This is a genomic window from Streptosporangium sp. NPDC050855 (assembly GCF_044456585.1).
Classification (GTDB): Bacteria; Actinomycetota; Actinomycetes; order Streptosporangiales; family Streptosporangiaceae; genus Streptosporangium; species Streptosporangium longisporum.
The window spans coordinates 161,626-186,863 of the sequence record NZ_JBITFY010000006.1; the positions used below are offsets into that span (position 1 = coordinate 161,626).

Below are 25,238 nucleotides of genomic sequence, written 5' to 3' on the forward strand. Positions count from 1 at the left end.
CATACGAACACTGCTCGACCAGGTAAGGGACAGCCCCCAGATGGGTAGGGTTTTGAGTAGTCGGTCTCGACTGGGAAGGAGGTGACGCCGTGGCAGCTCGCGACGACGCTGAGGCTCGTGCCGCGCAGCGCGAACGGGAGGTCGCCGACCTCACAACACAGGTCTCCTTCTTGCAGGAGGAGATCACGGCGTTGCGCAGGAAGCTGACGGAGTCTCCCCGGCAGGCCAGGATCCTCGAAGAGCGTCTCCATGACGTGCAGGCGAACCTCGCGGCCGTGACGGGCCAGAACGAGCGTCTGGTGGCCACCCTCAAGGAGGCCAGGGACCAGATCGTCGCCCTGAAGGAGGAGGTAGACCGGTTGGCGCAGCCGCCATCCGGATTCGGTGTTTTCCTCGAAGCACGAGAAGACGGCACGGTGGAGGTCTTCACCGGTGGCCGCAAGCTCAGGGTGAACGTCAGTCCCGCGGTGGAGGTCGAATCGCTGAAGCGTGGCCAGGAGGTCATGCTCAACGAGGCGCTCAACGTGGTCGAGGCCCTCGGGTTCGAGGACCTCGGCGAGATCGTGATGCTCAAGGAACTCCTTGAGGACGGCCGGCGCGCGCTGGTGATCTCGCATGCCGACGAGGAGCGGGTGGTGAAGCTCGCCGAGTCGCTGATGGACCAGCCGATCCGGGCGGGCGACTCCCTGCTGCTGGAACCGCGTTCGGGCTACGTCTACGAGCGCATCCCCAAGTCCGAGGTCGAGGAGCTCGTCCTGGAGGAGGTGCCCGACATCTCGTACGAGGAGATCGGCGGGCTGATGCGGCAGATCGAGCAGATCCGGGACGCCATCGAGCTCCCGTACCTGCACGCCGACCTCTTCCGCGAGCACAAGCTCCGCCCGCCCAAGGGCGTGCTGCTCTACGGTCCCCCCGGTTGCGGTAAGACGCTCATCGCCAAGGCCGTCGCCAACTCCCTGGCCAAGCAGGTCGCGGAGAAGACCGGCCAGTCCGGCAAGAGCTTCTTCCTCAACATCAAGGGCCCGGAGCTTCTCAACAAGTACGTCGGCGAGACCGAGCGGCACATCCGCCTGGTCTTCCAGCGGGCCCGCGAGAAGGCCTCCGAGGGCACCCCCGTGATCGTCTTCTTCGACGAGATGGACTCGATCTTCCGTACCCGTGGATCGGGCGTCTCCTCCGACGTCGAGAACACCATCGTCCCGCAGCTGCTGAGCGAGATCGACGGCGTCGAGGGCCTGGAGAACGTCATCGTGATCGGCGCCTCCAACCGCGAGGACATGATCGACCCGGCGATCCTGCGGCCCGGCCGCCTGGACGTCAAGATCAAGATCGAGCGGCCGGACGCCGAGGCGGCCAAGGACATCTTCTCGAAGTACCTCATCGAGGAGCTCCCCCTGCACCCCGAGGACCTGTCCGAGCACGGTGGCGACCGCCGGGAGACCATCTCCGGCATGATCCAGCGGGTCGTCGAGCGGATGTACACCGAGAGCGAGGAGAACCGCTTCCTCGAGGTGACCTACGCCAACGGCGACAAGGAGGTCCTGTACTTCAAGGACTTCAACTCCGGGGCGATGATCCAGAACATCGTCGACCGCGGCAAGAAGATGGCGATCAAGCAGTTCCTGGAGACCGGGCAGAAGGGCCTGCGGATCCAGCACCTGCTGGCCGCCTGCGTGGACGAGTTCTCCGAGAACGAGGACCTGCCCAACACCACCAACCCCGACGACTGGGCCCGCATCTCCGGCAAGAAGGGCGAGCGGATCGTCTACATCCGCACCCTCGTGACGGGCAAGCAGGGCACCGAGGCGGGACGCTCCATCGACACGGTGGCCAACACCGGTCAGTACCTGTAACGGCGCCCCGCCGGTCCGCGCGGACCGGCGGCACCCGCTGCGGACCGGCGGCGCGGTTCCCCTCCCCGGGGAGCCGCGCCGCCGGCGTTCCCAGGCCCGCTCCGCGTTCCCGTGGCCGCTCTACGTTCCGGGGCCCGTTCCGCGTTCCGGGGCTCCCCGGGATCACCCGGCGCCGTCCTCGTGGCCGCCCCCCGCGCCCGCCTCCCGCCGTGACCGACCGGCACGTCACCTCGTTCCCACAGGTCACAGGGGTGTACGGGAACAACCCCCCGTCACGGGGAACCCAGGTGATCGAAAAGCCGTCCAAGTGGCGTGCGTGAACACTGCGGCCCGGCCCCCGGGTGAACGGCACGGCCCCTCGCGAGACGCCCCGGGAAGGCGGCCGTCTCGCCGAACTGGACCTGCTGAGGTTCACCGCCGCGCTGGCGGTGCTCGCCTTCCACTACTTCATCGCCTTCGCCTCGGTGTGGGGCGACCGCCCGGCCGAGCTGTTCCCGGCGATCTCCACGATCTCCGGGCTCGGCATCCTGGGCGTCGAGCTGTTCTTCATGATCAGCGGCTTCGTGATCCTGATGAGCATCTGGGGCAGGAGCCTGGGCGCGTTCGCGCTCTCCCGGCTGGTCCGGCTCTTCCCGGCGTACTGGGTCAGCGTGGCCGTCACCGCCGCGGTCTACGGCCTGACCGCCGCCACGGCCCTGGACCCCAAGCTCAGCCCGGGGGAGTACGGCGTCAACCTGACGATGCTCCAGCGGGCCTTCGGCGTCTACGACGCCAACGGCGTCTACTGGTCGCTCTGGGTGGAGCTGCGCTTCTACCTGCTGATCTCGATCCTGGTGATCGTCGGGGTGACGTTCGCCCGCTGCCTGGTCTTCATGGGCGTCTGGCTGCTGGCGGCCGGGTTCTTCGCCGGGAGCGAGGAGGCCTGGGTCGATCTCGTGATCATGCCCAAGTACGCGGCGTACTTCGTCGGAGGCATGGCGTTCTTCCTGATGACCAGGTTCGGCCCCCGGCTGGTGCTGTGGTGCCTGGCCGGGATCAGCGGCGGCCTGGCCGTCAGCGCGGCGCTCGACCGGGTGGCCGGGCGGGTGGAGAGGGTCGGCTACGCCGCGATGCCGGTGCCCGACTGGGCCGTGGTCGCCACCGTGATCGGTTTCTACGTGCTGATGGCGATGGTGGCGCTGGGCTGGCTGCGGTGGCTGCGCTGGCGCGGCCTGGTCGTCCTGGGCGCGCTCACCTACCCGCTCTACCTGTTCCACACCGCGGCCGCGGTCGTGATCGTCCCGGCCCTGCGGGACACGCTGCCGCCCCCGCTGACCGCGCTGGTCACGGTGCTGGCCGCCGTCGCCTTCTCCTACCTGGTGTACCGGGTGGCCGAGCGGCCCCTGCAGGAGCTCGTCAGGGCCCGCAGGCGCGGAAGGTCTCCTGACACCCCCGGGACGCCCTCCCCGGCCTCAGGACCGCTCTCCACGATCCCTGCCGCATCGGGCGAAAAGGCTTCGGTGCCATAACTGTCCGACCACCGGGCATAGTGAAGGGTCTAGGGTCGGGAATAGACACCAGGCAGAGAAACAGTCCCTGATGAACAGAGGGTGCGCATGACGGTACGGCGGGTGATGGGCATCGAGACCGAATACGGCATCTCCGTGCCCGGACAGCCGGGGGCCAACGCGATGGTGACCTCCTCTCAGGTCGTGAACGCCTACCTGGCGGCCTCGGCGGCCCGGGTCCGGCGCGCGCGATGGGACTTCGAGGAGGAGAATCCGCTGCGCGACGCGCGCGGGTTCGACCTCGCGCGAGAGGTGGCCGACCAGAGCCAGCTCACCGACGAGGACCTCGGCCTTGCGAACGTGATCCTCACCAACGGGGCCCGGCTGTACGTGGACCACGCCCACCCCGAGTACTCCACGCCCGAGTGCACCAATCCCCGGGCGGCGGTGATCTGGGACAAGGCGGGCGAGCGGGTCATGCACGACGCGGCGGTCCGCGCCTCGGCGATGCCGGCCAACGCCCCGATCCAGCTCTACAAGAACAACACCGACAACAAGGGCGCCTCCTACGGCTGCCACGAGAACTACCTCATGCGCCGGGCCACCTCCTTCGCCGACATCGTCCGGCACCTGACGCCGTTCTTCGTCTCCCGGCAGGTCGTCACCGGAGCGGGCAAGGTCGGCATCGGCCAGGACTCCCGCGGCGAGGGCTTCCAGATCAGCCAGCGCGCCGACTTCTTCGAGGTCGAGGTGGGGCTGGAGACCACCCTCAAGCGGCCGATCATCAACACCCGGGACGAGCCGCACGCCGACCCGGAGAAGTACCGGCGCCTGCACGTCATCATCGGCGACGCCAACATGTCGGAGATCTCGACCTACCTCAAGCTGGGGTCGACCGCGCTCGTCCTGGCGATGATCGAGGACGGCTACTTCACCCGGGACCTCACCGTCGACAACCCGGTGCAGGCGCTACGGGCGGTCTCGCACGACCCCACGCTCAAGTACGAGATCTCGATGCGCGACGGCCGGAAGCTCACGGCCGTACAGCTCCAGATGGAGTACCTGGAGCTGGCGCGCAAGTACGCCGAGGAGCGCAGCGTCAACGGCCTGGACGAGCCCACCAAGGACGTCCTGGAGCGCTGGGAGTCGGTCCTCACCCGCCTGGCGGACGACCCGATGCAGCTGGCCGGGGAGCTCGACTGGGTCGCCAAGCTGGAGCTCCTGGAGGGCTACCGCACCCGGGACGGCCTGCCCTGGTCGCACCCGCGCCTGCAGCTCGTCGACCTGCAGTACTCCGACATCCGCCCCGACCGGGGGCTGTACAACCGGCTGGTCGCCCGGGGCCGCATGAAGCGCCTGGTCACCGAGGAGGAGGTGACCCGGGCCATCGAGGTGCCGCCCAACGACACCCGGGCCTACTTCCGGGGCCGTTGCCTGAGCCAGTACAGCGAGTCGGTGGCCGCGGCCTCCTGGGACTCGGTCATCTTCGACATCCCGGGCAGGGAGTCGCTGCAGCGCGTCCCGACGATGGAGCCGCTGCGCGGCACCAAGGCGCACGTGGGCGAGCTGTTCGACCGCTGCCGTACCGCATCGGAGCTGGTGACGGCGCTGACCGGCGAGCAGTGAGCCCTGCCGAGGGGGAGGCGGCCCGGCCGGGCCGCCGCCCCCGCGGCGGGGCCCGGGGCGGGGTTTTATAATATTTTAGTTTTTTGTGGTTTGCGGGAGATGGGAAACCGGGATACGTTCCGGGTGTTTTGTGGCGGTGCGAGGGAAACCGGTGAGATTCCGGTACGGTCGCGCCACTGTAACGGCCCTCACGGGCCGCAAGTCAGGTCACTCGGCCGCCACCGACCTACGAAAAGGGACGCGTGATCCCGGAGGAGGTAGCCGTGAGCCAGATTTCGGCTCCGCACACCCAGCCCATCCCCTGGACGTCGCTCACCCGCTGGCTTCTCGCCGTGCCGGTGCTGCTGCTCCTGGCCTACCTGGTCACCTTCGACCAGGGAGCGGTCTCCCAGGCGGGTGACTACCTGCACGAGCTCATGCACGACGGGCGCCACCTGCTCGGCGTCCCTTGCCACTGAGCCGCATGTGATCACCAAACTGATCGTCCGGGGACTCGTCGCCGGACTGCTCGCAGGGCTGCTCGCAGCCGTCTTCGCCTACGCCGTGGGCGAGCCGGGCATCGACCGGGCCATCGCGCTGGAGGAGGCGGCCGCGGCCGCCGCCCCGGCCCACGACGGCACGGCCTCCGGGACGCACTCCCACGAGGCCGGCGCCGCCGAGGCCGCCCACTCCCACGGGGAGGAGGCCCTGGTCAGCAGGGACGGGCAGCGGTTCGGCCTGTTCCTGGCCCTGGGCCTGTACGGGACGGCGGTCGGCGGCCTGTTCGCCCTGGTCTACGCGGCCGTGCGCGGCCGGGCCGGGCCCCGCTCGGAACCGGCGCTCGCGGTCACCCTCGCGGCCGCCGGGTTCGTCGCGGTGGTCCTCGTCCCCTTCGTGAAGTACCCCGCCAACCCGCCCGCCGTGGGCGATCCGGAGACCATCGGCCAGCGCACCCTGCTCTACCTCATCGCGGTGGCCATCGGCATCCTCGCGGTGGCCGCCGGAATCCTCGCCCACCGGTACGCCGCGGGCGGCGAGCCGTGGGTGCGGTGGCTGGTCGCGGGCGCCGCGGTGCTCGTCCCCGTCGTCGCGGTCTGGGCCCTCCTGCCGGAGATCGCGGAGGTGCCGCGAGGCTTCCCCGCGGACCTGCTCTGGGACTTCCGGATGGCCTCCCTGGGCACCCAGGTGGTCCTCTGGACCGGCGTCGGCGTGCTGTTCGCCTTCGCCGCGCGCAGGCGCAGCCCGGTGTGACGGCCCCCTCGGGGGTCGCTCGGCTGCTGCTGGTCTGCCACGCCTCCACCGTGGCGACCGCACGGGCCGCGTTCCCCCTCGACGAACCGCTCGACGAGCGCGGCCTGCGCCGGGCGCGCGGGCTGGCGGACGAGTTCGTCCCCGGCCCGGCGGCCTGCCCGCCCGAGCTGCGGTGCCTGCAGACGGCGGCGGCGCTCGGCCTGCGGGCCGAGCCCGACCCGCTGCTGGCCGACTGCGACCACGGCCGCTGGGCCGGGATGACGCTCGCCGAGGTCGAGGCCGCCGAACCCGAGGCGCTCGCGTCCTGGCTCGGCGACCCCGCCGCGGCGCCGCACGGAGGTGAGCCGGTCACCGCGCTCCTGGCGAGGGTGGCCGGCTGGCTCGCCGTCCGCGCGCCGGGCCGGACGGTGGCGGTCACCCACCCGGCGGTCATCCGCGCCGCCGTGGTGCACGCCCTGGGGGCCCCGGCCCGCGCCTTCTGGCGCGTGGACGTGGCACCGCTGGCCCGGGTGGCGCTCACCGGGCGCGGCGTGCGCTGGCGGCTGACGTACTCCCCGTGACGGTGTTCTCGCACGACGACCTCCCCGCACGACGACGCAAGGAGACCCCGAAGGTGCCCGACTCCCGTTATCCGTTCACCGCGATCGTGGGGCTGGAGGACCTCAAGCTCGCGCTGATCCTCAACGCCGTCTCCCCGCGGGTCGGGGGCGTGCTGGTCAGGGGGGAGAAGGGCACCGCCAAGTCCACCGTCGTGCGGGCGCTGGCCGCCCTGCTGCCCCCCGTCGAGGTGGTGCCCGGCTGCCGCTTCTCCTGCGACCCGGCGGCGCCCGACCCCGGCTGCCCCGACGGGCCGCACGAGGTCCCGTCCGCGGAGGGGGCGCTCCGGCCCGCCCGCCTGGTCGAGCTGCCCGTCGGCGCCTCCGAGGACCGGCTCGTCGGCTCCCTCGACATCGAACGCGTCCTGACCGAGGGCGTGAAGTCCTTCGAGCCCGGCCTGCTGGCGGGCGCCCACCGGGGCGTCCTCTACGTCGACGAGGTCAACCTCCTGCACGACCACCTGGTGGACCTGCTCCTCGACGCCGCCGCCCTGGGCACCTGCTACGTCGAGCGCGAGGGAGTGTCGGTACGGCACGCGGCGCGCTTCCTGCTGGTCGGCACCATGAACCCGGAGGAGGGCGAGCTGCGCCCGCAGCTGCTGGACCGCTTCGGCCTGACCGTGGAGGTCCGCGCCTCGCGGGAGCCGTCCCGGCGGGTCGAGGTGGTACGGCGGCGCCTGGCCTTCGAGGCCGACCCGGACGGCTTCGCCGCCACCTGGGCGGACGAGGAACGCGAGCTGGCCGCCCGGATCGCCGAGGCCAGGGCCCGGCTGCCGCGGGTCGTCCTGCCCGACGCGGCACTGCTGCGGATCGCCACCGTGTGCGCGGAGTTCGAGGTGGACGGCCTGCGGGCCGACCTGGTCACGGCGAGCGCGGCGATCGCGCACGCCGCCTGGCAGGGCCGCACCCGGGTCACCGCCGACGACGTACGGGAGGCCGCCCGGCTCGCGCTCCCGCACCGCCGCCGACGCGACCCCTTCGACGCGCCCGGCCTGGACGAGGCGAAACTCCAGGACCTCCTGGACCGCGTCCCCGACGACCCCGACGACCCCGACGACCCCGACGACCCCGAAGACCCCGAAGACCCCGAAGACCCCGACGGCCCCGACGGCCGAGGTGGCCCGGACGGCCGAGGTGGCCCGGACGGCCCCGACGGCCCCGGTGGCGGGGATCCCGGCGACGGCCCCGAGACCCCCGGGAGCCGGGAGCGGGCCCCGGACGCCCCGGACGCCCCGGACGCCCCGGACGACCCCGGCGTCCCCGGTGGCGCCGATGACCCCGGCGGTCCCGGAGAGACGGACGTCCCGGGCGTACCCGGGCCCCGTGGCGCCGCCGACCCCGCCGACCCCGGCGCGGAGCGGGGAGAGCCCGGCTCCGCGACCGAGGACCGGGGACGGGGCGGGCGTGAGCGGACCTTCGGCGCAGACCCGGGCGGCAGGACCAGGCTGTTCACCGTCCCCGGCGTCGGCGCCGGAGCCCCGGGGCGGCGCTCGCGCGCCAGGACGCCGCTGGGCCGCACCACCGGGGCCAGGGTCCCCGAGGGCCGTACCGGCTCGGTGCACCTGAGGGCGACGGTCGGCGCCGCCGCCCCGCACCAGGCGGCGCGGGGCAGGAGCGGACCCGGCCTGCTGCTGCGGCGCGGCGACCTCCGGGAGGCGGTCCGCGAGGGCAGGGAGGGCAACCTGGTGCTGTTCGTGGTGGACGCCAGCGGTTCCATGGCCGCCAGGCAGCGCATGCGCGCGGTCAAGACGGCCGTGCTCGGCCTGCTGCTCGACGCCTACCAGCGCCGGGACAAGGTCGGGCTCGTCACCTTCCGCGGCACCCGCGCGGACCTGGTCCTGCCGCCGACCTCCTCGGTCGAGGCCGGGGCGGCCCGGCTGCGCGAGCTGCCCACCGGGGGGCGTACCCCCCTGGCCGCGGGCCTGCTTCGGGCCGCCGAGGTGCTGCGCGTCGAGCGGCTGCGCGACCCGTCCCGGCGCCCGCTGCTGGTCCTGGTCACCGACGGCAGGGCGACCTCGGGAAGCGTCGAGGACTCCCGGCGGGCGGCCGGGCTGCTGGCCGGGGTCGCGAGCGTGGTGGTCGACTGCGAGGACGGCCACGTGCGCCTCGGCCTGGCCTCCGCGCTGGCTGCGCGGATGGGCGCCGAGACCGTGCGCCTGGACGACCTCACCGACCTGGCCGGAATGATCCGCGAGCGGCGCGGTGCCGCGTGAGGACCGGACCGGCACGACTCACCCGCGTGTCACCCGCGTGTCACCGCGCGGAGAACGACACCGGAACGATCCGTGAGCGGCACGACGCCGCGTGAGAACGAGGGGAGGACGAGGATGCCGCAGGGCAGACCCGTCAGCGTGCCCGAGGACGGCCTGACCACCCGGCAGCGCCGCACCCGGCCGCTGCTGATCGTCCACACCGGCCCGGGGAAGGGCAAGTCCACCGCGGCCTTCGGCCTGGCGCTGCGCGCCTGGAACCAGGGCTGGCCGATCGGGGTCTTCCAGTTCGTCAAGTCCGCCAAGTGGCGCATCGGCGAGGAGCGCGCCCTGCGGGTGCTCGGCGACTCGGGGGAGGGCGGGACGGTCTCCTGGCACAAGATGGGCGAGGGCTGGTCCTGGATCCAGCGGCCCGGCAGCGAGGAGGACCACGCCGCCGACGCCCGCGAGGGCTGGGAGCAGATCAAGCGGGACCTCGCCGCCGAGACGTTCCGGCTGTACGTGCTCGACGAGTTCACCTACCCGATGAAGTGGGGCTGGATCGACGTCGACGAGGTCGTCGCCACCCTGCGCGGGCGGCCCGGGGGCCAGCACGTCGTGGTCACCGGCCGCGACGCCGACCCCCGCCTGCTGGAGGCCGCCGACCTGGTGACCGAGATGGGCAAGGTCAAGCACCCGATGGACGCCGGCCAGAAGGGTCAGAAGGGCATCGAATGGTAGCCCGCCTGGTCATCGCGGCCCCCTCCTCCGGGGCGGGCAAGACGACCGTGGCCACCGGGCTGATGGCCGCCTTCGCCCGGCGCGGCACGACGGTCTCCCCGCACAAGGTGGGGCCCGACTACATCGACCCCGGCTACCACTCCCTGGCCACCGGCCGTCCGGGCCGCAACCTCGACCCGTGGCTGGTGGGGGAGGAACTCGTCGCCCCGCTGTTCCTGCACGGCGCCGCCGGGGCCGACCTGGCGATCGTCGAGGGCGTCATGGGCCTGTACGACGGCGCGGGCTCGGGCGAGTTCGCCTCCACCGCGCACGTGGCCCGGCTGCTGGAGGCCCCGGTGGTCCTGGTGGTGGACGCGGCCAGGCAGAGCCGGTCGGTGGCGGCGCTGGTGCACGGGTTCGCCTCCTACGACACCCGGATCAGGCTCGGCGGGGTGATCCTCAACCGGATCGGCTCCGAGCGGCACGAACGCATCTGCCGGGAGGCGCTCGCCGAGAGCGGGGTACCGGTGCTCGGCGCGATCCGCCGCAGCGACGCGGTGGAGACCCCCTCCCGGCACCTGGGCCTGGTGCCCGCGGCCGAGCGCCGTACCCAGGCCGTCCGGGCCATGGACGCCGTCGCGGACCTCGTCGGGGCCTCCTGCGACCTGGAGGGGCTGCTGCGGCTGGCCCGTACCGCGCCGCCGGTGACGGCCGTGCCCTGGAGCCCGGGGCCGCCCGTCCCGGCCGTCACCAGGATCGCGGTCGCCGGTGGCCAGGCCTTCACGTTCGGGTACACCGAGCAGGCCGAGCTGCTGGCGGCGGCCGGGGCCGAGATCGTCCCCCTCGACCCGCTGGCCGACGAGACCCTTCCCGAGGGGACCCGCGGGATCGTCATCGGGGGCGGGTTCCCCGAGGTCTACGCGGCCGAGCTGTCGGCCAACGAACCGCTGCGCAGGGAGGTCGGCGCGTTCGACGGGCCGATCTCGGCCGAGTGCGCCGGCCTGCTCTACCTGGCCAGGCGGCTGGACGACCGGCCGATGTGCGGGGTCCTCGACGTCGAGGCCAGGATGACCGGCACCCTGACGCTCGGGTACCGGGACGCGGTGGCCGTGCGGGACTCGGCGCTCACCCGGGACGGTGAACGCTACCGGGGCCACGAGTTCCACCGCACCGCGGTCGCACCGGCCCCCGACCGGCCGCTGTTCCGCTGGAGGGGAGGGGCGGACGGCTTCGCCGACGACCGGGTCACCGCCTCGTACCTGCACCTGCACTGGGCCGGCAGCCCGGCCCTGGCCTCCCGGTTCGTCGCGGCCTGCCGCCGCGTCCCGGTCGGCTGACCGCACCGGACGCCCTCGACCGGCCGGGGCGCGGCCGGGCGGGCGTCAGGCTGCGGTGAAGCAGCGCACGTCCTCCAGCATCTTGGCCGCCCGCGCGGAGCTCAGCCGGGCCCGGGGGTCCTTGCGCAGCAGCCCGCGCAGCACCGGCTCCAGGGCCCCCGCCCGCTTGGGCGCGCGCGGAGGCTCCCGCAGCGCCGCCACCAGCGCGGCCATCGAGTTCACCGTACGGAACGGGGTCCTGCCCTCGACCGCCATGTACAGGGTGGCGCCGAACGACCACATGTCCGCCTCGCGGGTGCCGCCCCTGCCCTGGAGCGCCTCCGGCGCGATGAACGCCGGGGTGCCGCGCATCGAGCTCGTCGCGGCCCCCTCGGGCGCGGCGAAGCCGAAGTCGGCCAGCACCACCCGGTCGCCGGTCAGCATGATGTTGGCGGGCTTGATGTCGCGGTGGATCACCCCGCCGTCGTGCGCGTGCCGCAGCGCCTCCAGCAGGCGGCAGCCCATCGCCGCCACCAGGTCCACCGGGAGCGGGCCCGCCTGCACGAGCGTGTCGTGCAGCGTCAGCGCCTCCAGGAACTCCATGACGATCCAGAGACGGTCGGCCTCCTCGGTGAGGTTGTGCACCGTCACGATGCCCCGATGGCTCAGCCGGGCCGCCATCCGCGCCTCCCGGACCACGCGCCGCCGCTGTTCCGCGGCGGCGGGCCCTGGAGGCAGGGGTATCTCCTTGAGTGCCACCTCTCGCTCCAGAAGCAGGTCGTATGCGCGCCAGACGACGCCGGTCGCCCCCTGGCCGACGCGGGAGACGAGCTTGTACCTGCGCGCGATGATGGTGCTCACCCGTCAATGATCGCAGTTTTCCACCCCCCAGGCCTACCTGGAACGTTCCCAACACGCCCTCCGGCGGCCGTTCCCTGCTGATTCGGGGGGTGAGGGTGGTCACACCAGGCCGATGCCCAGCAGCAACGTACCCGCGCCCAGCGCGACCCCGCCCGCCGGGACCAGCCAGATCAGCCGGTTCGGCCTGGTGTCCGAAGGGCGGACCACCGACAGGAAGAAGCCGATCGGCATCAGGATCGGCGCGGCCACGATCAGGACCCGGGCCAGGTCCTTCAGGCCGCCGGACAGGTCCGCCCGGTCGATGTAGAGGAGCGCGACGAGCGCGAAGAGCACCAGGACGCCCGCGTGCGCGTGCCCCGCCCGCCACAGCCCGCGGCGGACGGGGTTGTCCATGTAGCCGGGGACCCCGCGCATGATGTGCGCGAGCAGGGAGACCCCGCCGAAGGCCACGGCGGGAACGGTGATCAGGAGCACTCCGGCGGTGCTCAGCGAAGACGGTGACACGGGGGTCCTCTCATTGGATAGCGGCGCTGACCAATTATTGGATAGGACGGCTATCCGGTCAAGGGGGCCGCGGATTTGCCATGAGGTCGGGTGAGAGGGTTCCCTGACGGGCAGGACCTCGGCACGGCCCGTGCGGGCCCCCGCAAAGATCGCGGGACCATCCGCGCGCAATGTCGCCCGGTTCGGGGAAGATATGAATCAGATGCGTCCCCCAGGTGGAGGTGCCACAGATGGCGAGCAATGACACGGGCGGCCAGAAGCAGACCGGCCGCACCGACAGGGAGGTCGAGGAGACCGCCCCGGCCGAGACCTCCGACGTCCAGGAGCGTCACGAGAAGCTCTCGGACGACGTCGACGCGATCCTCGACGAGATCGACGAGGTGCTCGAGGAGAACGCCGAGGAATTCGTCAGGTCGTATGTCCAGAAGGGCGGCCAGTAGGTCCCACATCGAGATCCGTCCCACCGAGGCCGGGTGAGGGCGGACCCGTCGTGATCCGCAGGCTCGCCCCGGCCGTGGGCCGAGTTCGGCGAGCGCCGGGCCCGGCGGGCGGGTGACGCGCGGCCGTCCCCGCCGGGAGCGTTCTTCACGGCGCTCCACCGCGGTGGCCACCGGTGCCTAGGCCGAGCGGTGAGCCGAGCGGTGAGGGGTCCCTCCGGGAACGGTTCCCGGAGGGAACGAGACCCCGTCCCGCCGCCCCGCCTTTCGCCTCCCGGTTCCCGCGCGGGGCACCCGCGGCCCCGGTTCCCGTACTCCCGCGTCCCGCGCCGCCGTCGCGCCGGACGGAGATATCCGCCCCGCGCCCCTGATCACCGCTCCCGCGCTCTCGCGTCGCCGTCGTACCGGACGGCCACCCCCGCCCCGGGCCCCGTTCGGGACCCCGCCGGCACCCCTGACCACCGCCGGTGCCGGATTCGTCGCGTCCGTCCGCACCCGTCCGCACCCGTCCGCGCCCGTCCGGCGGGCCGGTGGATCCCGCCGTGGCGAGGCCGGTCACCCGTGAGGATTCAAAAGCCGGGCACCGGTAGGTGGTTCGCGCTGAGCTGATCCAGGGAAGTGCAAGCAGCACGGCAAGATGAGTAAGGTCGGGCCTTAAAGGACTGCACCTTTGGAGGGAGTCGCGTGGGATCGCACAGGGACCTGCCCGCCGGCATGGTGAATCATATCTTTACCGACACCGGGAGCTCCTCGTTCACCGAGTTCGTCAGGTCCCACTCGCCGGACTTGTTGCCTGGCCGTAACGAGACCCTGGCGACCCCGGTCGGTGACCAGATTCCGCATGCCACCACGATCGTCGCGGCGATGTGCGCCGGCGGCGTGGTGATCGCCGGAGACCGCCGGGCGACCTCCGGCAACATCATCTCCCAGCGCGACATGGAGAAGGTGTTCCGTACCGACGACCACTCGGCCATGGGCATCGCCGGGGCGGCGAGCACCGGGATCGAGCTGGCCCGCCTCTACCGGGTGGAGCTGGAGCACTACGAGAAGCGCGAGGGCCGCACGCTCTCGGTGACGGGCAAGGCCAACCGCCTCGCCACGATGATCCGCGGCAACCTGCCGATGGCCATGCAGGGACTCGTCGTGGTGCCGCTGTTCGCCGCGTACGACCCCGACATCGACGGTGGCCGGATCTTCGGCTACGACGTGGGCGGCGGGCCGTACGAGCAGCACCACCACCACGCGATCGGATCCGGCTCGATCTTCGCGCGCGGGGCGCTGAAGAAGCTCTACCGGGAGGGCGCCTCGCCCGAGGACACCGTCCTGACCCTGGTCCACGCCCTCTACGACGCCGCCGACGACGACTCGGCCACCGGCGGCCCCGACGTGATCCGCAGGATCTGGCCCGTCATGGCGGTGATCACGGCCGACGGCTACCGCCGGCTCCCCGACGAGGAGGTCGCCGAGTACGTCCGGATCGTGGTGGACTCCCGGACGAACTCCCCCGACGGCCCCACCGCCCCGCTGCGCTAACACGAGAGGATCACCCCAGGTGTCCATGCCTTTTGGATATGTCTCGCCCGAGCAGCAGATGCGGGACAAGGCGGACTACGCGCGTAAGGGGATCGCGCGGGGCCGCAGCGTCGTCGTCCTGCAGTACGAGGACGGCATCCTGTTCGTCGCGCCCAACCCGTCCCGCGCCCTGCACAAGATCAGCGAGATCTACGACAAGATCGGTTTCGCCGCGGTCGGCCGCTACAACGAGTTCGAGGCGCTGCGCCTCGGCGGCATCCGCTACGCCGACATCAACGGCTACACCTACGCCCGCGACGACGTCACCGCCCGCGGCCTGGCCAACCTCTACGCGCAGAACCTCGGCCAGATCTTCACCGAGTCGCCGAAGCCGTTCGAGGTGGAGATCGTGGTCGCCGAGGTCGGCGACTCCGCCGACGAGGACCACATCTACCGGCTGACCTTCGACGGCTCGGTCTTCGACGAGGCGGGCCTGGTCGCCATGGGCGGTCAGGCCGAGGCGGTGGCGGGGCGGCTCAAGGAGCAGTACCGCGACGGCCTGTCGCTGGGCGAGGCGCTGGAGGCCGCGCTGTTCGCGCTGACCGAGCCGGGCGGCGAGCGTTTCCCGGCCGCCCAGCTCGAGGTGGCGGTGCTCGACCGCAACCGGCCGCACCGCAAGTTCCTGAGGCTCAACGGCCCGAGGCTGGAGCGCCTGCTGGCCGCCGGTGCCCCCGCCGCCGAGTCGGCCGCCCAGGCGGTCAGGGACGAGCAGGCACGAAACCCCCTCACCGCCCCCGAGACGCCCGGTACCCCGCCGACCGCCCCGGAGGGTGACATCGACACCGGATCGAGCGGCTGACCCCGACGCGGACGCACCGGCCGCCGGCCCCGTACGGGGCCGGCGGCCGGTTCTCGTACGCCCCGACGCCGACGATCCGGACACCAGGCACGTTCGCGCTTAGCAGGTCATCAGCCTGGGCATAAGCCGTACGACCGAAAACCCCATGATCCCTCCCACGAGAGGGGTTCGGCGAATAGTGTGAGGCAATGGATCGTCGCATCTTCGGGCTTGAGAACGAGTACGGCGTCACCTGCACGTTCAGGGGACAGCGGCGGCTGTCACCCGACGAGGTAGCGCGCTATCTATTCCGCCGTGTCGTCTCCTGGGGCCGATCGAGCAACGTCTTCCTCCGCAACGGTGCCCGCCTCTACCTCGACGTGGGGAGCCACCCCGAGTACGCCACCCCCGAGTGCGACAACGTCGTGGAGCTCGTCACCCACGACAAGGCGGGCGAGCGCATCCTGGAGGGCCTGCTCGTCGACGCCGAGAAGCGTCTCCGCGAGGAGGGCATCGCCGGCGACATCTACCTGTTCAAGAACAACACCGACTCCGCGGGCAACTCCTACGGCTGCCACGAGAACTACCTGGTCGGCAGGCACGGCGAGTTCGGCCGCCTGGCCGACGTGCTGATCCCGTTCCTGGTCACCCGGCAGATCGTCTGCGGCGCCGGCAAGGTGCTGCAGACGCCCAGGGGAGCGGTCTACTGCGTCTCCCAGCGGGCCGAGCACATCTGGGAGGGCGTCTCCAGCGCCACCACCCGGTCGCGCCCGATCATCAACACCCGTGACGAGCCGCACGCCGACGCCGAGCGGTTCCGCCGCCTGCACGTCATCGTCGGCGACTCCAACATGAGCGAGACGACCACGCTGCTCAAGGTCGGCGCGACCGACCTGGTGCTGCGCATGATCGAGGCGGGCACCGTGATGCGCGACCTCTCCCTGGAGAACCCGATCCGGGCCATCCGCGAGGTCTCCCACGACATGACCGGCAGGCGGCGGGTGCGGCTGGCCAACGGCAGGGAGGCGTCCTCGCTGGAGATCCAGGAGGAGTACCTCTCCAAGGCCCGCGACTTCGTGGACCGCCGCGGCGGTGACGAGCTCAGCCACCGGGTGCTGGAGTTGTGGGAGCGCACGCTCAACGCGGTCGAGACCGGTGACCTGGACAAGGTCGCCCGCGAGATCGACTGGGTCACCAAGTACCAGTTGATCGAGCGCTACCGCAGGAAGTACGACCTGCCGCTGTCCAGCCCCAGGGTCGCCCAGCTCGACCTGGCCTACCACGACGTGCACCGCCGTCGCGGCCTGTTCTACCTGCTGCAGAAGCGCGGCGCGGTGGAGCGGGTGGCCTCCGATCTGAAGATCTTCGAGGCCAAGTCGGTGCCGCCGCAGACCACCCGCGCGCGGCTGCGCGGGGAGTTCATCCGCAGGGCCCAGGAGAAGCGCCGCGACTTCACCGTCGACTGGGTGCACCTGAAGCTCAACGACCAGGCGCAGCGCACCGTGCTCTGCAAGGACCCCTTCCGCAGCGTCGACGAGAGGGTGGACAAGCTCATCGCCGGCATGTGACGGCCGGCCGGGCCACGGCCCCTTCACGCAGGGGCCGGGCCGCCGATCGTCCGTGCGTGACGGACACCGGGCCCGCCGCCCCTCCACGGGTGGCGGGCCCGCCGGTCGTCCGCGGGTGCCGGAGCGACGGATCCCGTGATCGTCCTCATGCGGCGGGGACCGGTCGCGATGAATCTTTCACGGGCGAGGGGCGGCATTGCGTCGATCGTCGGCATGTCATGGTCACGCTTCGGCAAGCTCGCCCCGGTCTTACCCTCTCCGTACACCGGGACGGGTAGTGTGGCGCAAACCTGACGTCTGCTTGAGGGATACCTATGCGCCGCCGCAGTATGGCCGTACTGGCCGCAGTGCCTCTGATGTTCGCCGCAGCATGCGGGTCCGGAGGGGACGCCGCCACCAGCACCACCGGTGCCTCCAGCTCCGCGAGCTCCGCGAGCAGCGGTGGGGTCGCCGAGCTGCAGGTCACCGGAGCGGCCGGGGCGAAGCCGACCGTCGCCTTCCCGTCCAAGGTCGTGGAGAGCTCCTCCTTCAAGGTGCTCACCCCCGGCACGGCCGGTGAGCCGGTGAAGCCCGGCGGCAGCGTCGTGGCCAACTTCACCGTCTTCACCTGGGACGGCAAGGAGAACAAGCTCGCGGGCTCGACCTACGACGAGGGTGGCCCGCAGGTCATCACGCTCAACGAGCAGGTCCCCGAGATCCTCCGCAAGGGCTTCGCCGAGACCAAGGGCGGCGGCAGGTTCCTGTCCGTCGTCGGCAAGGACGCCCTGCCCAAGGAGCAGCAGGCGCAGGCCCCGCCGGGACAGTCGCAGGTCTTCGTGGTCGACGTGGTCGGCGTTCCCGCCGAGAAGACCGCCAAGGGCACCGCGAGCGACCCCGGTCTCAAGGGCGTCAAGGTGGAGAACCCGGGCGGCGACGCCGCGCCGAAGCTCACCACCAAGACCAAGGAGAAGGCTCCCAAGGATCTCGTCGTCAAGACGGTGATCAAGGGCACCGGTCCCGAGGTCAAGTCCGGCCAGTCGATCCTGGTCCAGTACGCGGGCAAGATCTGGGGCTCGGACGTCGAGTTCGACAGCAGCTGGTCCCGCGGCGCCCAGCCGATCATGTTCCAGATCGGCACCGGCAAGGTCATCAAGGGCTGGGACCAGGGCCTGGTCGGCGTCCCGGTCGGCAGCCGGGTGCTGCTGAGCATCCCGCCGGACCTCGGCTACGGCAAGGCCGGCTCCGGCGAGAAGATCAAGGGCACCGACACCCTGGTCTTCCTGGTCGACGTGGTGGCCGCCTACTAGAGCCACAAGAGCCACAAGAGCCAAGAAGAGCCCCGGAGGGCCCGCAGGGGTCCTCCGCCCCTTCTCCGGCGTATCCCGCCGGATCCCTCCGCGACGTGTCCACCGTGACCGGGTCCCGATCGGGCCCGGTCACGCGGCCGTTGCCGCGCCTTTCACCCCGCGCCTTTCGCCCCGCGCCTTTCACCCCGCGCCGTTACCCCGGGCCCGTCGTCCCGCGCGGTCCCCGCGCGGTCTCGCGCCGCGGTACCTCCCGCCCGCCGGTCTCCCCGTCTCCCGGGCACGCCCTCGCGCGGAAGCGCGAACCGACGCGAACCGACGCGAACGGACGCGGACGGACGCGGACGTCCCGGCCGCCGTCCGGCCCCGCGGGCCTAGAATCCGGCTGTGAGCGGCGACGACCTCGACACGGTGGCGGTACTCCACGACCCGGTGCGCCGGGCCGTCTACGACTACGTGGCCTCCATGGGCCGGGACGTGGGACGGAACGAGGCGGCCGAGGCGGTGGGGGTGCAGCGGACCCTGGCCGCGTTCCACCTCGACAGGCTCGTCGAGGCGGGCCTGCTGGAGGCGGGGTTCCGGCGGCTGACCGAGCGGACCGGTCCTGGCAGCGGCCGGCCCGCGAAGGTCTACCGCAGGGCGCCGGGGGAGTGGCAGGTCAGCGTGCCGGCCCGGGACTACCGCGCGCTCGCCCTGGTGCTGGCCGAGGCGATCGAGGAGTTCGGCGAGGACGAGCGGGCCGAACGCGCCGCCCGCCGGGCCGGGGCCGGGCTCGCCCTGGAGGGGGAGGACCTGCCCGGGGTGCTGCGCCGGCGCGGTTACCAGCCCTACGAGGAGGACGGGCAGGTCCGGCTGCGCAACTGCCCGTTCCACCTGCTCGCCGAGGAGCACCCGCTGCTGGTCTGCTCGGTCAACCTGGAGCTCTGCCGGGGCCTGCTGGAGTCGCTCGGCCGGGACGTCTCCTCGGCCCGGCTGGACCCGCGCCCGGGGGAGTGCTGCGTCGCCTTTTCTAAAAATAATGAAGATTGACATAGAGGGATGGCGGGTGGTGTGCTGTGTCCATGCACCTTGCACAGCTCAACGTCGCCCACATGCGCGCGCCCAAGGACTCCCCGGAACTGGCCTCCTTCATGGCGGGCCTCGACCCGCTCAACCGGCTGGCCGAGGCCTCGCCCGGCTTCGTCTGGCGGCTCAAGGGCGGCGAAGGCCCCGAGGACACGGTCGAGCACCTCTACGGCGACCACCTGCTGATCAACTTCTCGGTCTGGGAGTCGCGCGACACGCTCTGGAACTACATCTACCGCACCGTCCACCTGGAGTTCCTGCAGCGGCGCAGGGAGTGGTTCCTGCACATGGCCCAGCCGTACTCGGTGATGTGGTGGGTCCCGGCCGGATACGAGCCGACCCTGGACGAGGGCATGGAGCGCCTGGCGCTCCTGAAGGCCGAGGGCCCCACGCCCTCGGCCTTCACGTTCAAGAACTTCTACGACCCCGAGGACAGCAGCGAGGCGGCCAGCCTCCCGGCCGCGGCCGAGGCCAGGAAGTAGGCCAGGTCCTCGTCCAGGCCACGGCCCATCGTCGACAGCCGGACCGGGGAGCCGCGCAGCGCCTCCGCCAGCCCGTCCACCGGCACCTCCACCAGCTCGTGCCGGGCGCCGAGCGGGCGTGACTGCTCGGCCACCCGCCTGCCGAAGTCGCCCGGCAGCACCGGGACGGCCACCTTGGCCGGTGCCAGCGCCACCCGGCCGTAGGCGGTCAGCGAGTGGTGCGAGACCCCGATGTGGCGCTCGCGCAGGTCGCCCTCGCTGACCCGCAGCGCCGCCACCGGCCGGCCGCCCAGCACGGCGGCGGCGTTGACCGCCTCACCGGCCGAGACGCCCGAGAAGCCCCAGCGGGTGCCGCCGCCCAGGTTGCCCGGCCCCTGGGTGACGATCGCGACCTCGGCCCCCAGCACGTGCCGGGCCGCCAGCAGGCCGGTGTGCGGCGTCACCGCCTCCACGTCGCCGCCGAAGGACTGGCCCGCCGTCACCACCCCGCACAGCCAGCCCGTCTGCCGCAGCCGCGCGGACGACATGGAGAACCAGGCGGGCAGCGCGCCCCCGTCCAGCATCACGTAGGCCACCCTGGGCGGCCGGTGGGACGGCCGCCGCCCGACCTCCCCTTCTTCTCCGCCCTCTCCGCCCTCTCCGCCGTCCCCGGCCTCGGCCGGCCGGTCCGGCGCGCCCGGAGGAGTGGTGCCGTACAGGCCGCAGAGGATCGCCGGCAGGGCCGAGTGCAGGTCGGCGACGATCACCGGCATGCCGTCCACGGAGTCGGCCTCGCGCAACACGTCGTGAAACGGCGAGTCCTGCTCGTCGGCGCCGAGCACGGTGGCCTGCAACGGGGTGTAACGTGCCTTTACCAGGTGTCCGGGACCGCGCGGATCTTGTGGCAAACGGTCGGGAACCGCCACCACCATGGCGTAGCCTCCCGTACCGAGCCCCATGGCGAGCGCGGTCGTGTTGAGCAGCACCGCGTCACCGGGTTCCGGACGTCCCACCAGGGCCGGATAGGCGAGAGCGCGCGCCTGGCCGTCCTCGGTGGTCACGTCGAGTTCCATCGCCCCCGGCCACTCGCGCCGGACCCGCACGACCTCGCCCCTGCGCCATCTGATCACGGGGGAAGGGTAGCGTCACCCCGAACAGGAAGGAGGCCGGATGTCGCGCCGGAAGACCGAGCGGCTGCTCAATCTCGTGATCTGCCTGCTGGCCACGCGGCGGCCGCTCAGCGCCGAGCACATCCGCCAGGCGGTGCCGGGCTACGACGCCGACAACGACGAGGCCTTCCAGCGGATGTTCGAGCGGGACAAGAACGAGCTGCGCGAGATCGGCATCCCCATCGAGGTCCACAAGGACCCCTGGGAGGAGGATCCGGGCTACCGGATCGTCCGGCAGGCCTACGAGCTGCCCGAGATCACCCTGGAGCCGGACGAGGCGGCCGTGGTCGGCCTGGCGGCCCAGGTCTGGCAGCGCGCCAGCCTGGCCGAGGCGGCCGGCGGGGCGCTGCTGAAGCTGCGCGCCGGGGGTGTGCAGACTGACGAGGCCCACGGCGTGCTGGGCGGGGCGCTGGAGCTGCGCGTCGACACCCGGGACCCGTCCTTCCCGGCCCTGTGGGAGGCCGTACGCGACCGGCGCGTGGTCCGCTTCGCCTACCGGGCGGCGGCCAGCCAGAACGTGCTGACCCGCACGGTCGAGCCGTGGGGCGTGGTCAGCCGCCGGGGCCGCTGGTACATGGTCGGCCACGACCGCGACCGCGACGCGCCCCGCGTCTTCCGGCTCAGCAGGATCAGCGGCACGGTCACCCCCGTCGGTCGCCCCGGCGCCGTGACGGTGCCCGAGGGCGTCGACATCACGTCCATGGTCGGCTACCGCGACGCCGCCGTGCAGGAGCGCACCGCCGTCGTCCGGGTCAGGCGCGACACCTGCCAGGGGCTGCGCCAGGTGGCCAAGAGCGTGCGGCCCGCCGGCGACGAGTGGGACGAGCTGGAGGTCGACTTCACCGACCCCGAGCGGCTGGCCGGCTGGATCGTGGGCTTCGCCGACGACGCCGAGGTGCTCGGCCCGCCGGACGCCCGCGACGCGGTGATCTGCCGCCTGAAGGGAGCACTCGCGTGAGCACCGCCGACCGCCTGCCCAGGCTGCTGGCCCTGGTGCCCTACCTGATGTCGCACCCCGGGGCCCAGGTGCCCGAGGTGGCGAAGATCTTCGGGCTGACCGAGAAGCAGCTCATCGACGACCTGCAGCTGGTCTGGATGTGCGGGCTGCCCGGCCACACCCCCGGCGACCTGATCGACGTGTCGTGGGACGGCGGGGAGATCGTCATCGACAACGCCGAGACCATCGCCCGGCCGCTCCGGCTGGGCGTGGACGAGGCCAGCGCCCTGCTGGTGGCGCTGCGGCTGCTCGCCGAGATGCCGGAGTTCGGGCAGCGGGACGCGCTGGCCCGGGTCATCGCCAAGTTCGAGCAGGCCTCGGGCGAGGGCGCGGCCGCGGTCAGCAGCCAGGTCGCGGTGGAGGTGGACGCCGCCCCGGACGCGCTGCCCGTCGTCAACGAGGCGCTGCGCCGCGGCAGGCGCCTGTCGCTGCGCTACTACGTGCCCGGACGCGACGAGATCACCCCGCGCGACGTCGACCCGATGCGCCTGGTCGTGGTGGACGGGCGGACCTACCTGTCGGGCTGGTGCTACCGGGTCGAGGCGGTCCGGCTGTTCCGGCTGGACCGGATGCTCTCGGTCGACCTCCTCGACGTGCCCGCCGACCCCCCCGAGGGGGTCGTGCCCGACGAGGTGACGCCGGGGGTGTTCCGGCCCTCGCCGACCGACGAGCTGGTGGAGCTGGAGCTGACCGCCGTCGGCCGCTGGGTGGCCGAGTACTACCCCTGCGAGAGCGTCGAGGAGCTCGGCGAGGGCCGCGTCCGGGTGACCCTGCGCGCCAGGGACCACGGCTGGCTGGTACGCCTCGCGCTGCGCCTGGGCGACAGCGGGAGGGTGGTCTCACCCGCCTCCCTGGACGAGAGCGTGCGCGCCGCCGCCAGGGCCGCGCTGAATCGTTATGAGTCGGTCTCCTGACATGCGGCGCCGGGATCTCCTGTCATGAGCTGGATCATCGTCTCCGTTCTCGTGGGGCTCGCCGGGTCGGCGGTGCTCGGCGTGCTCGCCCTGCGCGTGCTGCGTGCGGGCGCCGCGCTGAGACGGGAGGTCGACCGGACCCGGGGCAGGCTGGAACCGGTCAGGATCCTGTCCGGCGACCGCACCGGGGAGATCCGCCCGCCCCGCGGATGAGCCGGCGGGGGTGAGACCGCGCGCCGGGGAGCGTACGATCGGGGCAGAGACCGCACGTCGCTCGGCGTAAGGATGTTGCAATGCCCAACCTCGGACCCACTGAGCTGATCATCATCGGCCTGATCCTGGTGCTGCTCTTCGGTGCCAAGAAGCTGCCGGAGGCCGCCCGCGGGCTCGGCCGGTCGCTGCGCATCTTCAAGTCGGAGACCGCCAAGCTCCGCGACGAGGACGAGGCCGAGAACACGACCACGGTCGTCCAGGCCCAGCCCGTCGTCCCGGCCCCCCAGCCGATCCCCCCGGCCGCCTCGGTCCCCACGCCCCAGCCGGTCCCGGCCCCCCAGCCGGTCTCCGTGCCGGGCGCCGAGGAGGAGGCCCGCCGCCTGGAGGAGGAGGCGGCCAGGCTGCGCGCCCGGTCCGCCGCGCCCAAGGCGCAGTGATCGGCGGTAGCCTGAGGATCTCCCCGATCAACCGACTCGTCACCCCAGGATTCGCGAATGGCGCTGCTGAAGTGGCCCAAGCCGGGCCGGAACGGGGCGTCCCCGCCCGCTGAGGAGTCCGGCGACGGCCGGATGCCGCTCATGGAGCACCTGCGCGAGCTGCGCAACCGGCTGGTCATCGCCCTGCTCGGGCTCGTCGCGGGCATCGTGGTCGGGTTCATCTTCTTCGACCCGATCTGGAAGTTCGTCTCGGCCCCGTACTGCGGGCTGCCGCAGGCCCAGGAACTGCGGCCCGGGCAGTGCACGATGCTGATCCTCGGCGTCTTCGACTCCTTCTTCGTGAACCTCAAGGTCGCGGCGATGTTCGGCCTGGTCGTCTCCTCGCCGGTCTGGCTGTGGCAGATCTGGGGTTTCGTCACCCCGGGCCTGTACCGCAACGAGAAGCGCTACTCGATCCTGTTCATGCTGCTGGCCGTCCCGCTCTTCCTGGCGGGCGCGGCGCTGGCCTACTTCGTGATGGACACCGGGCTGTCGATCCTGCTCGGGTTCGCCCCGCCAGGGACGCTCACCGGCATCACGATCGACGAGTACCTCGGCTATGCCCTGATCATGCTCATCGTCTTCGGCATCTCCTTCGAGCTGCCGCTGCTGATGGTCTTCCTCAACCTCATCGGGGTGCTGCCGCACGCGCTGGTGGCCAAGCACCGGCGCATGGTCATCTTCGTCATGTTCGTCTTCGGCGCCGTGGCCACCCCCGGCGGCGACCCGTTCACGATGATCGCGCTGGCCCTGCCCATGGTGCTGCTGTTCGCCCTGGCCGAGGGCTTCATGTACCTGAGGGAGAGGCGCCGGCCCAAGGACGAGGACTTCTCCCACCTCTCCGACGACGAGGCCTCTCCCCTCGGCGACCCCTCCTCGGGCACCGCCCTGGACGACCCCTCGCCGCTGGACGAGGTGCAGCCCGTCCCCGCGCCCGCTCCTATCGATTCGAGAACGGCCGATGCCGACCGCACCCCCTAGCGGATAGATTCCGGTCCGTGCCCGCAGAGATCGCAGTCCTGGTCAACCCCGCCGCCCGGGGCGGCCGCTCGCGGGGCCTGCTCTCCCCGGTGCTCGACCGGCTGCGGCAGGGCGGGCGCGAGGTGTCGGTGATCCTCGGGGACTCCGCCTCCGACGCGCTGGAACGCGCCTGCACGGCCGTCGCCGAGCAGCCCGAGGCGCTGGTGGCCTTCGGCGGCGACGGCCTGGTCCACCTGGCCGTCCAGGCCGTCGCGGGCAGCGGCGTGCCGCTGGGCGTCATCCCGGTGGGCACCGGCAACGACATCGCCGCGGCGCTCGGCGTTCCGCTGAAGGCCCCGCTGGCCGCGGCCGACGTCGTGCTGCGCGGCCGGGCCCGCGCCGTCGACGCCGCCCGCGTGGGCCCCGACGAGTGGTTCGCCGGGGTGCTGGCCTGTGGCTTCGACTCCCGCGTCAACGAGCGGGCCAACACGATGACCTGGCCGCCCGGCATGGCCAGGTACCTGGTCGCGCTCGCCGAGGAGCTGCGCTCCTTCCGGCCCATCCCGTTCCGGATCGGCCTGGACGGGGAGATCGTCGAGCGCGAGGCCATGCTGGTCGCGGTCGGCAACACCCGCTCCTACGGCGCCGGCATGCGGGTCTGCCCCGGCGCCGTGCCCGACGACGGCCTGCTGGACGTGACCGTCCTCGGCGCCATCCCCAAGGGGGAGTTCCTGCGCACCTTCCCCCGCGTCTACCGGGGATCGCACGCCGCCCACCCGGCCGTCACCATGTACCGCGCCCGTACGGTCACCCTGGAGGCCTCCGGGGTGATCGCCTACGCCGACGGCGAGCGGATCGGGCCGACCCCCCTCACCTGCGAGATCGTCCCCGGCGCGCTGCAGGTCCTCCTCTAGGGACCCGCCCCCGCCCCCCGGGGGCCCGGACGCCCCGCGGGGCCGGGCC

25 protein-coding genes and 1 riboswitch are annotated in these 25,238 nt (G+C 72.3%); of the genes, 22 read left to right on the forward strand and 3 right to left on the reverse strand.

The features are described from left to right. The first annotated feature begins 89 nt into the window (after positions 1 to 89). The 9 genes from arc (at position 90) to ACIBCT_RS15020 (ending at position 11,038) form a co-directional block, all read left to right on the forward strand. Positions 90 to 1,853 carry a proteasome ATPase gene (gene arc, locus ACIBCT_RS14980; protein ID WP_399188640.1) on the forward strand — a complete coding sequence of 588 codons (1,764 nt, stop codon included), beginning with the start codon at positions 90 to 92 and terminating at the stop codon, positions 1,851 to 1,853. 341 nt (positions 1,854 to 2,194) lie between these two features. Next, positions 2,195 to 3,361, forward strand: a complete 1,167-nt coding sequence (locus tag ACIBCT_RS14985; protein WP_399188642.1) for an acyltransferase family protein — start codon at positions 2,195 to 2,197, stop codon at positions 3,359 to 3,361. 87 nt (positions 3,362 to 3,448) lie between these two features. Next, positions 3,449 to 4,966, forward strand: coding sequence for a depupylase/deamidase Dop (dop, locus tag ACIBCT_RS14990; protein WP_344903034.1), 1,518 nt, complete (start codon positions 3,449 to 3,451; stop codon positions 4,964 to 4,966). Positions 4,967 to 5,096: 130 nt separating this feature from the next. Continuing rightward, positions 5,097 to 5,188: riboswitch (adenosylcobalamin (AdoCbl) riboswitch) on the forward strand. A gap of 41 nt (positions 5,189 to 5,229) precedes the next feature. Next, the gene (locus tag ACIBCT_RS14995) at positions 5,230 to 5,424 is read left to right on the forward strand and encodes a CbtB domain-containing protein (RefSeq protein WP_344903031.1); all 195 of its coding nucleotides are present in this window, start codon (positions 5,230 to 5,232) and stop codon (positions 5,422 to 5,424) included. Positions 5,425 to 5,431: 7 nt separating this feature from the next. Beyond that, on the forward strand, positions 5,432 to 6,196 hold the full coding sequence (locus ACIBCT_RS15000) for a CbtA family protein (RefSeq protein WP_399188645.1): 765 nt from the start codon (positions 5,432 to 5,434) through the stop codon (positions 6,194 to 6,196). After that, complete coding sequence (locus ACIBCT_RS15005) at positions 6,193 to 6,756, forward strand: histidine phosphatase family protein (protein ID WP_399188647.1); 564 nt, start codon at positions 6,193 to 6,195, stop codon at positions 6,754 to 6,756. Before ACIBCT_RS15000 ends, ACIBCT_RS15005 begins: the two co-directional genes overlap by 4 nt. Before the next feature lie 53 nt (positions 6,757 to 6,809). After that, positions 6,810 to 9,005 carry a VWA domain-containing protein gene (locus ACIBCT_RS15010; RefSeq protein ID WP_399188929.1) on the forward strand — a complete coding sequence of 732 codons (2,196 nt, stop codon included), beginning with the start codon at positions 6,810 to 6,812 and terminating at the stop codon, positions 9,003 to 9,005. Positions 9,006 to 9,119: 114 nt separating this feature from the next. Continuing rightward, the gene (gene cobO / locus ACIBCT_RS15015; protein ID WP_344903022.1) at positions 9,120 to 9,722 is read left to right on the forward strand and encodes a cob(I)yrinic acid a,c-diamide adenosyltransferase; all 603 of its coding nucleotides are present in this window, start codon (positions 9,120 to 9,122) and stop codon (positions 9,720 to 9,722) included. Further along, positions 9,716 to 11,038: a cobyrinate a,c-diamide synthase gene (locus tag ACIBCT_RS15020; protein WP_399188649.1), complete on the forward strand. Its 1,323-nt coding sequence runs from the start codon at positions 9,716 to 9,718 to the stop codon at positions 11,036 to 11,038. The genes cobO and ACIBCT_RS15020 overlap by 7 nt, the downstream gene beginning before the upstream one ends. 45 nt (positions 11,039 to 11,083) lie before the next feature. Here ACIBCT_RS15020 and ACIBCT_RS15025 read toward each other — a convergent pair whose 3' ends face one another. Beyond that, entirely contained in the window at positions 11,084 to 11,878 is a 795-nt protein-coding gene (locus tag ACIBCT_RS15025) for a serine/threonine-protein kinase (protein WP_344903016.1), read from the reverse strand. Positions 11,879 to 11,977: 99 nt separating this feature from the next. Further along, complete coding sequence (locus tag ACIBCT_RS15030) at positions 11,978 to 12,382, reverse strand: hypothetical protein (RefSeq protein WP_399188652.1); 405 nt, start codon at positions 12,380 to 12,382, stop codon at positions 11,978 to 11,980. A gap of 230 nt (positions 12,383 to 12,612) precedes the next feature. Between ACIBCT_RS15030 and ACIBCT_RS15035 the strand changes: the two genes are divergently transcribed. The 7 genes from ACIBCT_RS15035 to ACIBCT_RS15065 all read left to right on the forward strand — a co-directional run bounded on the left by ACIBCT_RS15035 (position 12,613) and on the right by ACIBCT_RS15065 (position 19,567). After that, positions 12,613 to 12,822: a ubiquitin-like protein Pup gene (locus tag ACIBCT_RS15035; protein WP_344903011.1), complete on the forward strand. Its 210-nt coding sequence runs from the start codon at positions 12,613 to 12,615 to the stop codon at positions 12,820 to 12,822. A 711-nt stretch (positions 12,823 to 13,533) separates the two neighbouring features. Beyond that, complete coding sequence (gene prcB, locus ACIBCT_RS15040) at positions 13,534 to 14,352, forward strand: proteasome subunit beta (RefSeq protein ID WP_344903008.1); 819 nt, start codon at positions 13,534 to 13,536, stop codon at positions 14,350 to 14,352. A gap of 25 nt (positions 14,353 to 14,377) precedes the next feature. Next, positions 14,378 to 15,190, forward strand: coding sequence for a proteasome subunit alpha (prcA, locus tag ACIBCT_RS15045; RefSeq protein WP_344903006.1), 813 nt, complete (start codon positions 14,378 to 14,380; stop codon positions 15,188 to 15,190). A 188-nt stretch (positions 15,191 to 15,378) separates the two neighbouring features. Then, positions 15,379 to 16,737: a Pup--protein ligase gene (gene pafA, locus ACIBCT_RS15050; protein WP_344903003.1), complete on the forward strand. Its 1,359-nt coding sequence runs from the start codon at positions 15,379 to 15,381 to the stop codon at positions 16,735 to 16,737. Positions 16,738 to 17,093: 356 nt separating this feature from the next. Further along, positions 17,094 to 18,023 (forward strand): FKBP-type peptidyl-prolyl cis-trans isomerase, encoded by a 930-nt coding sequence (locus ACIBCT_RS15055; RefSeq protein WP_399188655.1) that lies wholly within the window; start codon positions 17,094 to 17,096, stop codon positions 18,021 to 18,023. Between the two features lie 384 nt (positions 18,024 to 18,407). Next, positions 18,408 to 19,049, forward strand: a complete 642-nt coding sequence (locus ACIBCT_RS15060) for a helix-turn-helix transcriptional regulator (protein WP_399188657.1) — start codon at positions 18,408 to 18,410, stop codon at positions 19,047 to 19,049. Between the two features lie 32 nt (positions 19,050 to 19,081). Next, entirely contained in the window at positions 19,082 to 19,567 is a 486-nt protein-coding gene (locus tag ACIBCT_RS15065) for a DUF3291 domain-containing protein (RefSeq protein ID WP_399188659.1), read from the forward strand. Here the strand turns inward: ACIBCT_RS15065 and ACIBCT_RS15070 are convergent. After that, positions 19,504 to 20,619: a DUF3866 family protein gene (locus tag ACIBCT_RS15070; protein ID WP_399188931.1), complete on the reverse strand. Its 1,116-nt coding sequence runs from the start codon at positions 20,617 to 20,619 to the stop codon at positions 19,504 to 19,506. The genes ACIBCT_RS15065 and ACIBCT_RS15070 overlap by 64 nt on opposite strands. A 97-nt stretch (positions 20,620 to 20,716) precedes the next feature. Between ACIBCT_RS15070 and ACIBCT_RS15075 the strand changes: the two genes are divergently transcribed. The 6 genes from ACIBCT_RS15075 to ACIBCT_RS15100 all read left to right on the forward strand — a co-directional run bounded on the left by ACIBCT_RS15075 (position 20,717) and on the right by ACIBCT_RS15100 (position 25,189). Further along, on the forward strand, positions 20,717 to 21,673 hold the full coding sequence (locus ACIBCT_RS15075) for a helix-turn-helix transcriptional regulator (protein ID WP_399188661.1): 957 nt from the start codon (positions 20,717 to 20,719) through the stop codon (positions 21,671 to 21,673). Continuing rightward, a complete protein-coding gene (locus tag ACIBCT_RS15080) occupies positions 21,670 to 22,626 on the forward strand; it encodes a helix-turn-helix transcriptional regulator (RefSeq protein WP_399188663.1) in 957 nt (318 codons plus the stop codon). The genes ACIBCT_RS15075 and ACIBCT_RS15080 overlap by 4 nt, the downstream gene beginning before the upstream one ends. A 24-nt stretch (positions 22,627 to 22,650) precedes the next feature. Next, positions 22,651 to 22,839: a hypothetical protein gene (locus ACIBCT_RS15085; RefSeq protein ID WP_399188665.1), complete on the forward strand. Its 189-nt coding sequence runs from the start codon at positions 22,651 to 22,653 to the stop codon at positions 22,837 to 22,839. An 80-nt stretch (positions 22,840 to 22,919) separates the two neighbouring features. Further along, positions 22,920 to 23,276, forward strand: a complete 357-nt coding sequence (tatA, locus tag ACIBCT_RS15090) for a Sec-independent protein translocase subunit TatA (protein ID WP_399188667.1) — start codon at positions 22,920 to 22,922, stop codon at positions 23,274 to 23,276. 57 nt (positions 23,277 to 23,333) lie between these two features. Then, entirely contained in the window at positions 23,334 to 24,296 is a 963-nt protein-coding gene (tatC, locus tag ACIBCT_RS15095) for a twin-arginine translocase subunit TatC (RefSeq protein ID WP_399188669.1), read from the forward strand. A 17-nt stretch (positions 24,297 to 24,313) separates the two neighbouring features. Beyond that, positions 24,314 to 25,189, forward strand: coding sequence for a YegS/Rv2252/BmrU family lipid kinase (locus ACIBCT_RS15100; protein WP_399188671.1), 876 nt, complete (start codon positions 24,314 to 24,316; stop codon positions 25,187 to 25,189). Positions 25,190 to 25,238 lie beyond the last annotated feature (49 nt).